This is a genomic window from Nitrospira sp. T9 (genome assembly GCF_052156535.1).
In the GTDB taxonomy this organism is placed as follows: Bacteria; Nitrospirota; Nitrospiria; order Nitrospirales; family UBA8639; genus Nitrospira_E.
The window spans coordinates 124491-139641 of the sequence record NZ_JBQKUP010000041.1; the positions used below are offsets into that span (position 1 = coordinate 124491).

Below are 15151 nucleotides of genomic sequence, written 5' to 3' on the forward strand. Positions count from 1 at the left end.
CTCCTTCTTACAAGTCCGCGCCGAGCACGCGTTCAAGTTGGGCGACTTGCTGTTCCCGGTTCACGAGCGCCCGGATATATTCAAGCCGAAAGGTGATGAGCGCGCGTTCCGCATCGATCAGATCCAAAAAATCCGTGCGATCCGTTCGATAGCCCACATGGGCGGCTTGGAGAACCTGCTGTGCCTGCGGAAGGACGGTGGTGCGATAAAGTTCCAGAACCTCTTGCGTGGCCTTAATTTGCACCACCAGATCCTTGACCTGAAAGCGCGTGAGTGTGACAAGGGTCTGTTGCTTGGCTTGTGCGGATCTGACTTGCGCTGCCGCTTCCCTGACACCTGCGTCATACTTCGGTTTGGTCCAGAACGCGAAGGGAATGTTCACCATCAGATTTCCCCCGAATCCGTCGTCGGTGTGGTAATTTTGCCAGCGCTGGAGTTCCACCCGAAGGTGAGGGTAGTACTGCAATTTGGCCAGTTGTGTGGCCGACTGAAATCGCGTCACCGCCAGATCAGCTTCTTGAAGTTCCGGGCGGAGTCGAAGCGCATGCTCCTGGAGTTCCTCAAGCGAGCGAGTCAGCGGTTGAGGACGTGGTGCTCGCGGGATACCAAGCGGAGCATGGGGATCACGATCCAGAATGGTATTGAGATGAGCTTGAGCGGTTTCCCGTCGTTGATTGAGGACGGGTAATTGTTGGGAAATTTTCGACAGCTCTACTTGAGCTCGCAGGACATCTACCTGTGTTCGGGTTCCCACTCCGTATTTGGCATTGGCAATATCAAAGAACTGCCGGAGCAATTTTTGCTGTTCATGATGAACCTCAATGGCTTTGTGCGCATACAACAGCTCAAAAAAAGCCATCTTGACCGCAGCGGTAATTTCGCGGACTTTGGCGGCCACGCGTTGTTCGGCCTGGTCGGCTTCCCGTGTCGCCACCTCGGCTTTCTTCGAGAGCAATCCCGGGAAGGGGAATTGTTGCGCAACCCCGTAGATAACCGTTTGCGTTTTGGTGACATTCAGCGAATCAGGCGTATTCCACAACTGAACCTTTAATTCAGGGTCGGCCAGAGCTCCCACTTGAGGGGCGCGCTCCTTCATGGCCAGGACCTGTTCTTGTGTCGAGGCGATCTCAGGATTCTTTTGAATGGCTTCCTGGATCAGGGGCACGAGCTCCAAGACCGGTTCAGTCGTGCCGGGTGGTTGAGCCGCGAGTGGACCTGCCGGACCAAGCCATACCATTCCGAATGCTACTATCACCACGTATCTGGAAATTATCTGGTGCATGGTTGACTCCGCTTGTATGTAACGACCATGGACTCTTCACCGGTTCTGCCTAATATCCAATGAAGCAGGAAGGAGAAAAAGTCGTGTCGATCAGGCCTGAAGGCGTCAGACCGGGATCAGTAAGGTCGTGAATTCAGGGATTTGATGATGAACGGAGAAACGGGGAGGGGATCAAATACGGAAAATGGAGATGAGGAGGAGAAGGTCTTCTGGTACGGCCACATGGCCGGCACCGGGCGGAAAGATAAATGTTCTGGAGGAGGGGACAAGGTCAGGAAGAAGCAGGGTTATTTCGCCAATGAAGGGGACTTGAGCCTGGCTGTTTGAAGGAGTATCGAGACTCGATTGGACCGCGAGAGTTTTAAACCCGTCACAGAACTGAGTAACAGGCTCTTCCCCCGGCATGGTGCAATCACTCACTTGAGTTTCAGGCATTTTGTCAAAGACCGGCACCACGCAGGCATAGGCGTTAAAGCTGAATGCGAGAAACAGACCAATGAGGAAGAGGGCTAACATTTTCGGGAAGGATCTCATCAGAGTTATCCTACTCTTAAAATCCTTCTCAGTAAATAGCGATTGGATGGGGAGTTTCGCTGAGGGGGGCTGGAAATGTATCGCGGGGTTACGAACTTTGGGACCTTTTTGAAATGAAAATGCATTTATCTTGTCTATCTACAGTTAGGCTGAATTGGTCCTACCGGAAAAAACGCCCCATGCCTAAACGGCTCTTGCTTCCACTCTTTATGCCGAACGCCCTCTGGTCAGGGGACTTTATGAGCGATGCCTGGTAGCACGGCACTCGGATTCGCACCTTCAATATGACCGAAGACGACAGTCGAAAATGTTGGCAATTGAGAGTGATACGTCACTCCGTGCCGAGCGAATAATTTCGGTGTTGAATTGACTAAAGGCTGTGCTAATTTTCTTCATTCCTGATACTATTTTCCAAGTTTTCGGAAATTGTGGGGCATTTTTGGGACTAACCGTTCCCATACATAAACTGGTTTGAAGCCCTCGAAACAAATAGTTTAGGCGGATTGAAAAATTAATTCCATGTTGTCCAATTCAATCGCAGTCCTAATAATGATGGGTTCGTTAATTACTTTTCTAAATTTATGGTTAAAAGAGAGCCAAAAGCAGAACCTAAAGGAATGGATTTCGAGGGCAAGCCAGAAACATCTTGCAACCCCGGATGGTGCGGTTAAAATTCCACTCGTATTAGTGTTTTCCTTACTTCAAACATTTCTTGGAGAAAAAACTTTAATTAAGCTTTCAATATCCAAATCTATAACGTTAAGTCTTTTTATCCTATTAGGTAGTTTGGGCTTAGTAGGGTTTTTGACAGAAACAACATTTGGGTTAAAGGCCATGCCATGGAAAGTATACGATGAGGAACTAATTCTACTCCAAGAATCATTCTCGACAGTCAATAAAAAAGCCCTTGAGGTAAGTTCAACCGAAAGAATGGAGGCAATCGATACTATCAATAAAATTGTAATATCCGCAGCGGAACCTCAATTTAAATGGATTTATTTAATTTCCCTTTTAGCAATTATAACTTTTTCAAATCTTATTGGAGATATAGTTTCCCTCAAATTTAATTGGAATATTTTGAAAGCAATTCAGAGCACCGATTCACCAATATTGATTCTAGGATCTTTGTTGCTAAGTTTGCTGACTTCTATTTTAATTTCATTTACAGTATTTTTAATTTGTAATCTTGTGTCTAATATCATTTTTATTTTAACCACAGTTCTTGCATTAACTCTTTCACTATTAAACCTAGGTCAATTTTGGACCTATAGCCTATTTTTAACAAATTTGGGCGTTGCACTGTTTTCAAGTAGTCATTGGGTTATTGCGGTCGCAATTAGTTCTGTCTTGCCGAGTGCAATATTAATAGTGCCAGCTATAATGGCGCTAGTTTTATCCCCATGGAGTAAACAAATTAATGCAATACTAAAGGCAGTGGTTGAGAGATCTTTATTACATAAAAAGGGACCAATACTTTTTATTGCAGCAATCGTGGGATGTATAACAGCTTTCTTAGGGGCCTTGATAAATTTATTTACCTCCCCCTAAAGGTTCATTTGAACTGATCTGAAAAAATGGAAAATAAAAAGAAAAATTCTGGTTATTGCCACGCCATCGTCCGAAAACGTTATCTCTCCAAGTAACTCGAAAGTAGGTTACCTGTTTTTGTGGTTGGTCGATTGAAAAGCACAATTTCAGCCCAAGTATGTTGATGCAATTATTGAAAATAAACATCCTTTGGTTTTTGCTAATTGGAGTAACCATTCCAGGTATTGCGCAGGATGTAAAAACGAACGACCTTCTGCCGGGCATTGTCGAAATTTTGGGAAAAAATCGGATTGGAAGTGGTCTCATAGTGAAAATCGACAGCAATGATATTTTTATTCTGACTGCAGCACATGTAGTTTTAGCGGAGCCTAATCCAAAGGTTGTATTTTATAGTCAATCGACCCCTTCCGAGGCCCATGTAGAATCTGGATCAGAGTTGAATGATGAGGATCGGGGTATAGCTTTACTTAAGGTAGAAAGCCGGTTGTCGATTACTTCTCAAGTTCGGGTTCTCCCTTTAGCAATAGAAGATCCTGAAATAATTGGTGGTGAAGCGATAGAGGTGTTGGGTTTACCCCTTGAGGTAGGTGATTGGGCAATTCTCCATGGATATATGGTAGCCCGAAGAGGAAGGGATTTGGTTTTTGATGTGGGAATTGATGAGGGAGCCTCTGGGGGAGCTATTGTGTATGAGGGAAAGGTTGTTGGATTAGTTCAACGAAGAGGCCCACGATACGGAATAGGCAATCCTGTAGAAAGTTTATGGGGATTTATCCGGGGAATGAGAAGTCTGTCGAAATTAGTTTCTGAAAAAATTCCCTCCATTGATGGGGAGGGCATATCTAAACTGCCCATTGTAGGGGAAAAGCAAATTGATGAGGCAAACGATGACATGGAAATATTTGATGCCTTGGTTGCTACTTTAGAAAATATTTCAGATGATTATTATTCACTAATTACTTTTAAGCATGGAATAACAAGGTTAAAGAATGGAGTTAATAGTTCTCAGTTATCCAGGCTTATTTCAACAGCTTCGATAGGTGATGACTACTATTGTTCTCAAGCAATAATTTCAGGAGCTCGCTATTTAAAAACCCCAATTAAATCAGAAGACATTAAAGCTATGCTATCAACCATCAATAGTAGCTATTATCGTTCCAAAGCGGCTATGGCATTAAATGAGTCGTTATTGAAAGGCAAGTAAAATCCGTGTGAATTCCAGAGTTTCTCGATTCCTTGCTGGCAAAACAGGCCAGTGAAAATTTTGGAGATTTTTGTTCAGGTCTTGTAATCATGCACCCTCATTTTCTGCCTGTCGTATCCAGTGCCTCACAGGTAAATAGTGGTCCGCTCTTCTGGTTGAAGAGGGGCCAGGACAGCTGATAGGGCGTCAGAGGGTCTGGTAAAGAAAGGCGATATTCTTAAGGCCGTGTAAGTGTAACCTTTCCCAACAACTTTACTGTTTCGGATTGGTGGTTAAAAGGGATTATCTGAAATAGTCGCTATCCGATGATCTTACAGGCAGTTTCAGATCGGGTCGCGTTTTCATGGCCCCTTTTGGCCAAAACCAACCAGTCAATTTCTTTCAAACAACCTTCGGTCATTTGGTTAAATAATATGAGATGGCGTGTGTTGTCATGATCTTCAGATCTGCATTTCGTTTCATTTAGGATAAAATACAGTGAGCTAAACTGGTAAACGTGCCAACTTTGTTGCTACTTGTGGAAAATAGCATCATGCGATATACGGAAACTATATAATTACTTGTTATGCGGAGCAACGTTGATGACAAAGCAGACAATTTCCGAGACTCTCTTTGAATCGTACTGCAATAGGCAGGCGATCTCTTTTTTGCGGATTCCGACCGAGTCTCACAAACGGACTCCTGACTACGAGATTATTCTCCAGGGCAACATGGTGATCTCAGAGGTCAAACAGTTCGATCCCACCAACGAGGAGAAGCGTCTTCAGAGGCAGCTAAACGAGCAGGGGTTGCCGGAAGCCTTCGGAGGAAAGCCTGGTCAGCGAGCGAGCCAGAAGATTACTGACGGCATGAAACAGCTCCGGTTGCTTGCGAAGGACAAATACCCGACACTACTCGTCCTCTTTAACAACGTTTCAATATCTAACCACCATGTCCACCCCTATGCCATCAAGACTGCGATGTATGGCCTGGAAGAGGTTGTTCTCGCCGTTCCGCACGAGGCCGCAGCGTCGCCTTGGGTGACCGATCGAAAATTCGGTGGCCGTCGCAGAGTTACGCCATCCCAGAACACGACTCTCAGTGCAGTCGCGGTCTTGTACGAGAACCACGACGGAGGCTCTCCGTTCTGAAGGTCTTTCATAACGTTCACGCTGTTCTCCGCATCGACCGAGAATGGCTGAGAAACTCAGAGACCAGGCATTTCAAACTTGATGCGAAGGATGAAGAGCAATTCCAAGAGTGGATCGAAGTGTGATGGTACACACGCATAACAAGCTGATCCAACAGACGGCGCTTCGCGCCACCGCTGATCGGCAGAGTTCGACCAAAAGCGGACATCTGAGATGACGAAAAGAGCGGAAAATGTGACAGTTCGCTTAGGGGAACTGTCACATTTTTGGGCCTACCCAATAAACCTAGGGGTTTTCTAAGGTTTTGAAATAGCAAGAATTTAACCACCAGCCATATCCCGTGTAGCCTGAAAAAGGTTACAAAATACGCTATTCTGTAACATAGAGCATTTGATTAAGGAGGGAATTACGGTGAATCCTGATTTTGAAAAGGCTGGTTTTACTCGCATCGTCGAAGATGAGCAAGAAATACTTTATATCAAACCAAATCCGCTCGGCGGCCCCCTTGTCAGCGTAAAAACAAGGTACGAAATAATTGATCGATCGATCTTAAATATCAGAACACTGAATCCTAAGAAACTTTATTTATCCAAAGGGGAAAACGATGATCGGTTTGTCTCTGACGTGACGGGAATAAAGGTGACAGATGGTCCCATAACCGACGAGATAACAAGCAAAAATTTGATATTTAGTATGCAAGATGGTGAAAAATTTATTTGGGAAAATGTTCCACGCGCTGACATTGTTAAAAGATTTATCCAGACGTTACGACGCCCTGATTCAGCGCCTTTCCAAACTATGCATAATTCCCAAAAAGAAAATTCTCCATCATCAGTAGCCCTTCATGACGATCCGATTAAAGAAGCGAGAGAATCAAGGCGTACGGGATTTGGGAATGAAGAAAACCTTGCTAACTCCAACCCACCTAAACAATGTGAGAATTGGATTATTCACGGGGATGGAACGGCAACAGACGAACATTCTGGGCTAATGTGGATTCAAGCCCCTTGGGGGAAGAAGTGGACGGGCAATTCCTTTACTGGTGATGCTATAAAACTCACGTGGCCTGAAGCGACGGAGCTGTTCGGAAAGGGCTGTAGGGGCAGTCATGATACCCAAAAAAATATGGCGCATCTAACTGAGAAAAACTTCGCAGATACCGATTATGTACATGGCTATAGGCATGGGTACTGTACGGTTCATTTCGCAGGCTACACCGATTGGCGTCTCCCAACAGCCAACGAATTGAGGAACTTCCTTCTCCTTGATACAACAACATATAGAAAGGTCATGAAAGAAGTCTTTTTTGACGATATCCGAGACCACGTCTGGTCGGCGACACCGAAAGGCATCGAGTTTACGTATACGAGAACAATGAGGTTTATTATCAATACCCAGAAGGCCCTAGGTCGAAAGAATCTTTATCAGAATGCCCAAGGGCAAACATGTGTCTACCAAAATGCTTGGAGGTTTACCCTTGGCAATATGGATTGCAGATACATAGACGAAGGACAAGAATTTCCTTTTAAGATTCTGTTTGTACGCCGGGTCAAGTAAAGAACCTTTCAATCGACAAAAATGCAACCGAATACCCCATTCTGTAACATGGGGTCTAAGATTTAGGGAAGAAAATGAATTTTCATCCCAACTGTCAACACTTTTTTCCGAAGGTTTCCTTTCGACTCCTTACCCCCGCACCCACTTATAGATAGTCAAATGTCCGCTTTGGGTCAGTAACCGACATGTCTGCCTCCGGCCAATAGCGGACATTATGAACGCCGCGCCCTGCGGTAAATTTGTTCGACAACAACACCTTGTTATGTTATGAATTGTTTAGTCTTTTTGGTCTTCCAGTTTTTCAGCAAGCAGTTTGCCTATCCCCCAAATAGATTGTCCAAAATGCGAAATCAGTTGTTCGCCTTGTCTTATAAACGACTTGCTCTCGTCAATTCCAGCAAGCTTTAAGGCCTCTCCAATCTTTGAACTGGTCGGGTGAGCATCACCTACTCGCATGTCATACACACCAACAATTGCTCCGAACACTAATCGAGCTTTATCAATCCCAACCCTCTGGGCCAAAATATCCTGAAGAAGTTTGTTCGAACCGAGTTTATCCTTATCTGAATACGTTGAAATCTTACGGAGCTCACATACATCAAGCCGATCCGAGAACACACGAACAAGATCTTTCGCTAACCTCAGCAACGAGTGTTGATCCTTGCTCGCAAAGCGGGAAATATGTTGCATGCCTGAGGCATCATCTATGTCGTGAGTGTACAGAGGAACGTTAAATTCTTGACGAAAACCTGCCTCTAGCATCCGCATACTCTTGAATAGCAGGTGTTCAACAGCATGTGTAGGTGCTGGTTGAGTTTTCACCTGCGCTGCTAGCAACTCATGTGAAACCTTGCCATCCGGGACAACGTTTTGAGCAGCCCAAATGTGTTGCTCCCATGCAGCAAGGCGGGCAACATCATAGGCGTAGACCGTGATCAAATCCGAAGAGTTTATTCCGAAGTGAACCACATACCCAGACGTGGAGCGAATACCCCCTGTTTCCGCCGTATACCACTTCAGAGAAAAGCCGCGATGATTGAGAAGCTCGTTAACTATGCTAGAACGGAACCACAGCCATCGACCAACCTCTGCATGGTCTAAATCGGCAGATGCCATTCGCGTTCCGTCAGTCTCCACGATGAATTGAGGAAGAGTCTGATCTGCATCTCCTCGAACACGCACGCTTTGCCCTTGATGCTCGATCCATTCGTCTTGCCAGAACATGCCCTCTACCTGCACACCTTGGTAACCACTCCAATTCCCTTGCGAGCTTTCAAAGGTAGTGGTGTCTTCGCTATCTGGCCCCATCACTGGGGCATCTTCATCCTCATCAACATCGTTTCGCCCGACTCGGAACGAAGCCCATCTTCCGCCATAGACATCTTCCAAAGTGCGAATCAGGAGTTCAAACCGCCCGCCGTCTCGCTGTTCTTTTCGATTCGCTAGAGTCGCGTATGCGCTGCCTTCAAGTGCTGCGATATTTTCTACTCTTTCGCGGAAGTAAGAGAGGCGAAGAGAAAGGTTCCTTGCCGCCAAATAGTCGATGAGAAATTCTCGCTTGATCTCGATCAGGCTATGATCTCCTTTATCATTAAGAACCTCACGAGCCACGACATTGAAATTCTCTTCTGGCCTTACCCAGTTTTTTCCATCTTTTATCAGATGAAGAGCAACAACCAGATCAGGATTCAGAATCCACAGTCTTCCGTCAACTACAGGCTGAGGATGCTCGAAGACAAGGTGAACTCCGATGGGTTCTTTGTCGTTATATTGATACTGCTCGATAGATGAGTAATAACCGTCCTTGTAAGCATACGGTTGCGCACTTCGACCGATTCCAATATCACTCCAGCCAAATCGCTCCGCGACTTCCCGATGCTCCGGAGGGAATGCAACAGACCCACATCCAAAGAACTCGCTGACATAACCTATATCTGTAACTTCACCCTGCTCCTTATGCCGAGATGCCCTCAAAGGGACCCAGGTCGCACTAGAGAAGGCCCGGCGAGTTTCGTTTACTTGGAGAATCCAGTCTTGGTCCATAGATGATCTTTACCTTCTTCAATACATGGCCTCAATGTCCGCGCTGGGTCGCTAACGGCCACATGCGGACATTCAGTAAAACCACCACCAAAAGTTTCCTGGGATTATGTAGTAATTTTTTCAATCGCAAAAGCTTCATCATCACTTAAAACGCCAATTTCTTTTGAACTTTCATATTTAGCTTTGGCTAAGTGAATTTCTTTCCCATCAACTTTTATCCCAATCAAGGGGTCTCCATTCCATACTGGAATACAACTATATATTGATACACGTTTTTCTAAGTGAATTAGTCCATCTGAACATTTCAATGCCTTCGGGGTGAATATTTCGATAGGCTGTATTTCGGTTTTCCAAGCTCTTTCACTTGGATAAAAACAAATCTCAACATTTATGGGAACGCCGTCTTGAGGAAGTTCATTCTTATTTTCTAATAGGTAGTAAGCACAGTTGTCACTGTACAACTTAAACCCCATTTGCTGCCAAAATGGAAGAGAAGTCTCTGGAGTACATTCAATGCCAATAGAAAGAGAATTAGATTTTTGATGAAGATTAAGGGCATATTCTACTAAAAGACGTCCAACGCCTTTTCTTCTGTACTCTTCCTTAACCTCTATAATCCCAAAATTCTTCCAGATATATGCGATCGGAGCATCGTCATAGACGGCAACAATTAGCTCTCCCCGTTCGTATGTTTTTTTAGTTAAGTTCCAGTTACATAGGAAGGTACCATGAACCTGGTGGTGATTCTGATCAACTAACCAAGTATGAATGTCTCTGATGTCATCACTATTGGAAAATCTAAATGTAATGTCCAAAAGCTATACTCCAAATGATATACCCTAAACGTCCGCTTTGGGTCGTGAGTTGCCATCCCTCATACGACGCACTGGGATCTTGAAATTTTCGAGTTTAAAGGCGGGTGTCGGCCAATACTTGACGTTCGCTGCAGCCACAATCAGAGCCTGTTTGGTTTAGAAAAGCCGTCGGAGATCCCACGAACATTCGATTATATTTCTCGAAGTCTAGCCAAAATATCGACGACCCACGGCCTTTGCTCAACCCATAAGGTCAAATGGTTGAATGCAATAATTAAAGCCGTTCCAGCAATTATCCGCCACAGGCGAACAGACAGAATACCAGTCTCCAACCTCAATAATGAAAAAAGGCGGGCTATGCCGTAGATAAAAAAAGGTAATGCGAGGGGGAGGAGAATGAGCGTCGACCGCATCCATGCTAACAAGGGTCCACTCCTGGGATTCGCCGCTATCAAAGGCAATACTAAACTTCTCTTCTCCTCGACGTCGTTTTCAAGATCAAGTATTTGCCAAGCTACATGCATCAACTCTTCTCTATCAACACTGAACTTCTCGATGCACCTGACTCCCTCAAGTTTCCCAGGGAGGGATTGCTCGAATTCCACCGGTGGCCTAGCCTTTCTTAAATCCACATCGTATTGTTCGCGGTATAAATAACGAACAAATTCGTTTACCGCTCGTGAGCAGTCGAGATCGTTCGGGAATTGGTTTTCTATGTATGAATTCAGTTGATTTGATTTATTTACCTTAATGGAAACTCCAACCACAGACATAATCAGAATGACCGCAATGACCACTAGAGCTAGAGACAAACTAACCTTACGAAAAGCACTCCCAACTGTTTTCATCGTCACTTGACTTCTACATGAACGGAACACATTCGCTGTTACCATTACAAAAATAGTCATCAAGACAGCATCATAAGCAGATATTTTGAATTGGAAAAACAAAAGAGCATCCCATAGATACTGCAGCAACCAAACCCAATTCGAGAATATCAAACGGACCGTTTTCGATAACGTGATCAGATTGCCAAGGTTAGCAGCTAAGGTTAGCGCGCCTCCAATTGTGCCAAACCACAGCAACCACTCATGACGCGCCATCTTGTAGACCACACTAAATGCCGATCGACTTATTTGTGGTTTTGTTAACTCCGTTTCTATCGCTTGCAAGATTGCCGTTTCATCGGCGACGTCCCCAATGTGCATCTCGCCAAAAGGTAAGGGAATGTTGTTATGTATAAGGTCTTTGGTTTTTACGGGAATTAGCTTTTTTTGTTGACGAGCGCGACCAGCTTCTGCACGTACCCAGTCTGAGTCGACCGAGACTTCGGTCCATATAACAATGACAGCTCGCGCTTCCCCCAATTCTTGCATGATCGTATCGCGAAAGGTCGCGGCCACTTCGAGGTTGTCGTCCCACCATGTGCTGTAACCTTGTGCTTCCAGAAATGCTGACAGCTTCATTGCAAGAGGTCTGTCGGCTTTTGAGTAGCTTATGAATACGTCGGCCACGCTTATTCCTCAGAAGGTCAAAGGCGTTTCGTACACTATGATAGGCCCAATAACTGGGTTTTCCAGGTTGCAAGACCGGACATTCCGTTGACGGCTTGGAATGACCGCAATGGGTCGATTCCGGCCATAAACAGATATTCAGCTATTAATAACGGTTAGAACATCAAGTTGCCAGTTTCTGTAATTCTTCTGCCGCCTCAAAATGGATTTGATCCAAAAATTGAATGACATTCAAGGTTTGCTCAGCAATTATCTTAAGCTCCGACTCTGGCAGATATTCTATGTGCGTTATATCTTGTACCGTTCCGTGGTTTTCTGGATTAACCTTGTTTTTGATCTGATGAAGTACCAACTTCAAAGTGTCCTTACAAACAACTTCTCCGGCAGGGGCGAAAGACTTAAAACTATAGCCATCGAGTTTCCTGATAAGATCATCCAGCATAGCTGGCTTATGTTTGTCTCTTCCTCGCAGACGCGCAAATTTGAAAGATATAAATGCTTCTAAAGTCACACGGATGTAATTCGGCAGATAATCTTTTGCGCTCTCATAATCTATATCCCCATCCACGAACGCCTTTATTTTATCTAACTTGTAGAAATAAGATGTTTGATAATTTTTTAGGACATTTGGCAGGAATGAAATTTTGCCTTTTCCAAGATAAAAATCTGCTTTGCCTTTGTTTTGATCGGAATTAATAATATTGCTCATAAATTTCAAGAATATAATATTATGGCTAAAAACGAATGCCTGTTTTGTACCACTCCAGCTCATAACTTTGTTCCCATCTTCTCCGGTCGATTTTGCTTTCGGCAAAAGGAAATCCTGGATAACAAGAGCCGTCGAAAGGAGCCTGTTTTCATCAAGGCTTGAAACGGGATCATCCACGACAATCATATAATCTTCTTGATTTTCGCTTTCGTTGTCGATAACCTCATATTGATATTTGCTTAAGAAATAAGCAAAAGCGAGAGTTGTTTTTTCTCCTTCGCTCAAGGAATACTGAATTCCCTTTCTAGGCGACACGCCTGTGTAATATATCGTAAGTTCTCCCTCGTCATCTTTATTGATTGTAAAGTTTGTAACACATAGACGCGCTAGGAACGCATTAACATATTCTGACTCCTTTTTGAGTTTGGATAGCTCGGCAGTTTTCTGCTCTTCCTTTTCAGCAATCACTTGCATGACTGTTTGCAAAAGGTTTTTAAGGAAATGATAATGTGCTATCCCGCCGGTATGCTCCCCTATGACGAGCACTTGACATTCTTCTCGAAGCCCGCCCTCTTTCCGCCATCTAATAACCTTTTCTTTAGCCTGCAAATCAAATCTCTTCCAAAACAATTTGGCGCAGATTTCTCTGGCGGTGTTTGCATCAAAACGGGAATTGGTTAACTTTTCCAGAACAGACTCTTTGAACGATAGAAGAGTAGCAGCATCCAGTTTGAGTTGCCTAAAAACACTTAGCATCTCGACAATTTTATTCAGGTCTTCTTCTGAGGGCGTAAAATCAATAGCATCCCTTTTGGTTTCAAATAATTCTTTTCCCGCCTGCAAAAAATTTCCCCCCGTTTGAGAGTGCAAGCGCTGAAATGCGTCTTTTTCTGCATCGGAAGGAATATCCTGATAGCCAAATCGCACAAGGATCGTTTGCAATTTGGCGATATCAAGTTGGTTTCTTTTCGTCTCCTCCAATGCATTATCAATGGATCGAATTATGACTGCGATTTCCATCTTTAGCGCGGCCAGTTCGTCATTAAAAAAGGCGTCATAGGACTCAATAAGTTCTCCAATATTGGGAAGAGCGCTATCGCATAAAGGACAAGTGCTCTTGTCTTTGTTATGCTTTAGAAGGCTTGAACCATCCTCAAACCAGTTTTGTGTGGAAGTATGTTTGAGGGCGCGGTCTTTATAGGTTTCAATTTTCTGCTGAACCTTTTCCCGTGCCGCTTTTGATATGGATTTCTGAATTGTCTCTTTCAGGGTATCCGGAAACTCTAAATCAAACCCTGAAATTTGATTGAGAAAAACAATATCTTTTTCAAGCGTTTCTTGATCTTTGGAAATCTTGAATTTTGAAAACTGCTCTTCCAATGCTTTTTGAAGATCTTCTTCACTTTCATCTGGCACTTGATCTGGACAGTTATACAAGTCCAGACCTTGAGGCATTCGGTTGCTATAAATTTTCTCGTTCCATGTTTTAGAGAGAGCATTTTTAATATCTACCCCTAGGGCAACCAAAGCTTCTTGATAACCCTCAATAATGCTTTTCCGTTTATTTTCCGCATCTATATCACTGGCAATAGTTTTTAAAGCCTGATTGGAAAACTGCTCTTTTGTGAGCACACCGCTTTTGAAAGATTTTACTTTTGCTTGCCTGCCGTCATAAACATGCTCAGCCACGAAGGCAGAATTAAAAACATAAAGCTTTTGCCTGTCTTTGGGGAACTTCGCTACCTTGCTTTCGCATTCAATTTCAATCTCTACATCTTTCATTGGATCAGAGGCCATGTCCTGCGCAATACGTTTTTGCTCCAGCTCTTCAAGTTCATAAGAAAACAGGCCTATTACATTGGAAAGTGTAGTTTTTCCGCTGCCGTTATAGCCGTAAAGCAAATTGATTCGGTCAAACTTCAGGTCTGACGGTTCAGTTGGCCATGAAAAATCTGAGAAAATCCCCAAATTATCAATTTTTTTTATGCGTACAATTCCGTCCATTTATCTCTCAATCACAAGTGGGTAATTAATCGCTAAAATGTCCGCTTTGGGTCGAAAGCAGACCTTCACGTGTCGCAAAGCCTATGGTGCCGCTTAATCCCTCACCCTATGAAATTTGCTCAACAATGTAAACTGGAAATGCGGTGCGTTTAGTTTAGTGTGGACAATTCCCCGCCTCGACCCCAGCATTCACTGCGGCTTGCACCGACTCAAATGCCATCCGATTTTGCGTAGCAATGTCTTTATCGTTTGGACAATCGGGGCAATGATATTTCCTGCTACGCTTATTCCCTCGGATAGCATAGTCTGAAGCCAAAGGAGCAGGAGAGGGCTCAAGGTCCCGCGTCGCCTGACCCCCACCATGCCGAAATTCCTACGGAGGAATGGGATCGTGGTCTTTCCATAATCCTAATTTCGCCTCCTTCGCATCGGCTTCCATTTTCATCAGCACCAAATCCCCTGGCGCATATTTCCTGTACCACCAACACCAGCCATGCTTCACCAATTCCTGATTGAGGTTCCGGCCATCCTCTTAGATCACATCTCCGATCGTGCGGCCATATTTGTCTTGGCCGTGGTTGTTGATCGAAACTCTTTCTCCCTGGGCTAAAGCTTTCGGAAATTCTTTGGCCTTCTTCGCATAGGCTAAATTCTTCTCCGGATAATCAATCTCATTGAGGCGGATTCTGACTTGCCGTATATTTTCCTTTAATACGGTAATGGTATCGCCATCGGCAATGTGAATAACTTTGGCTTGGAAATAAGCGGCGAATGTCGTAGTGGCAAACCAGATAAGGACCAAACAACCGAG

Annotated in this window: 10 protein-coding genes and 1 pseudogene; 4 read left to right on the top strand and 7 right to left on the bottom strand. The window is 44.3% G+C overall.

The genetic code is table 11. The features are described from left to right. Positions 1-7: 7 nt before the first annotated feature. The gene (locus ACTRXD_RS17450) at positions 8-1282 is read right to left on the bottom strand and encodes a TolC family protein (RefSeq protein ID WP_442433058.1); all 1275 of its coding nucleotides are present in this window, start codon (positions 1280-1282) and stop codon (positions 8-10) included. A gap of 171 nt (positions 1283-1453) precedes the next feature. Beyond that, on the bottom strand, positions 1454-1816 hold the full coding sequence (locus tag ACTRXD_RS17455) for a hypothetical protein (protein WP_442433059.1): 363 nt from the start codon (positions 1814-1816) through the stop codon (positions 1454-1456). Positions 1817-2365: 549 nt separating this feature from the next. On the opposite strand from ACTRXD_RS17455, the gene ACTRXD_RS17460 reads away from it, so the two are divergent. The 4 genes from ACTRXD_RS17460 (at position 2366) to ACTRXD_RS17475 (ending at position 7255) form a co-directional block, all read left to right on the top strand. Then, positions 2366-3364 carry a hypothetical protein gene (locus tag ACTRXD_RS17460; protein ID WP_442433060.1) on the top strand — a complete coding sequence of 333 codons (999 nt, stop codon included), beginning with the start codon at positions 2366-2368 and terminating at the stop codon, positions 3362-3364. 163 nt (positions 3365-3527) lie between these two features. After that, the gene (locus tag ACTRXD_RS17465) at positions 3528-4568 is read left to right on the top strand and encodes a S1 family peptidase (RefSeq protein WP_442433061.1); all 1041 of its coding nucleotides are present in this window, start codon (positions 3528-3530) and stop codon (positions 4566-4568) included. 581 nt (positions 4569-5149) lie between these two features. After that, positions 5150-5698, top strand: a complete 549-nt coding sequence (locus ACTRXD_RS17470) for a hypothetical protein (protein WP_442433062.1) — start codon at positions 5150-5152, stop codon at positions 5696-5698. 411 nt (positions 5699-6109) lie between these two features. Next, a complete protein-coding gene (locus ACTRXD_RS17475) occupies positions 6110-7255 on the top strand; it encodes an Lcl domain-containing protein (protein ID WP_442433063.1) in 1146 nt (381 codons plus the stop codon). Between the two features lie 276 nt (positions 7256-7531). Here ACTRXD_RS17475 and ACTRXD_RS17480 read toward each other — a convergent pair whose 3' ends face one another. The 5 genes and pseudogenes from ACTRXD_RS17480 to ACTRXD_RS17500 form a co-directional block, all read right to left on the bottom strand. Continuing rightward, positions 7532-9298, bottom strand: coding sequence for a hypothetical protein (locus tag ACTRXD_RS17480; protein ID WP_442433064.1), 1767 nt, complete (start codon positions 9296-9298; stop codon positions 7532-7534). 104 nt (positions 9299-9402) lie between these two features. Next, positions 9403-10113, bottom strand: coding sequence for a GNAT family N-acetyltransferase (locus ACTRXD_RS17485; protein ID WP_442433065.1), 711 nt, complete (start codon positions 10111-10113; stop codon positions 9403-9405). 191 nt (positions 10114-10304) lie between these two features. Then, positions 10305-11627, bottom strand: coding sequence for a toll/interleukin-1 receptor domain-containing protein (locus ACTRXD_RS17490; protein WP_442433066.1), 1323 nt, complete (start codon positions 11625-11627; stop codon positions 10305-10307). 163 nt (positions 11628-11790) lie between these two features. After that, positions 11791-14340, bottom strand: coding sequence for an AAA family ATPase (locus ACTRXD_RS17495; protein WP_442433067.1), 2550 nt, complete (start codon positions 14338-14340; stop codon positions 11791-11793). A 373-nt stretch (positions 14341-14713) separates the two neighbouring features. Beyond that, positions 14714-15142, bottom strand: a pseudogene (locus ACTRXD_RS17500) (thermonuclease family protein). Positions 15143-15151 lie beyond the last annotated feature (9 nt).

Coding starts and splice junctions, on each gene's coding strand:
- ACTRXD_RS17460 (WP_442433060.1), top strand. CDS start 2,366: ATGATGGGTTCGTTAATTACTTTTCTAAATTTATGGTTAAAAGAGAGC.
- ACTRXD_RS17495 (WP_442433067.1), bottom strand. CDS start 14,340: ATGGACGGAATTGTACGCATAAAAAAAATTGATAATTTGGGGATTTTC.
- ACTRXD_RS17465 (WP_442433061.1), top strand. CDS start 3,528: ATGCAATTATTGAAAATAAACATCCTTTGGTTTTTGCTAATTGGAGTA.
- ACTRXD_RS17455 (WP_442433059.1), bottom strand. CDS start 1,816: ATGAGATCCTTCCCGAAAATGTTAGCCCTCTTCCTCATTGGTCTGTTT.
- ACTRXD_RS17470 (WP_442433062.1), top strand. CDS start 5,150: ATGACAAAGCAGACAATTTCCGAGACTCTCTTTGAATCGTACTGCAAT.
- ACTRXD_RS17450 (WP_442433058.1), bottom strand. CDS start 1,282: ATGCACCAGATAATTTCCAGATACGTGGTGATAGTAGCATTCGGAATG.
- ACTRXD_RS17480 (WP_442433064.1), bottom strand. CDS start 9,298: ATGGACCAAGACTGGATTCTCCAAGTAAACGAAACTCGCCGGGCCTTC.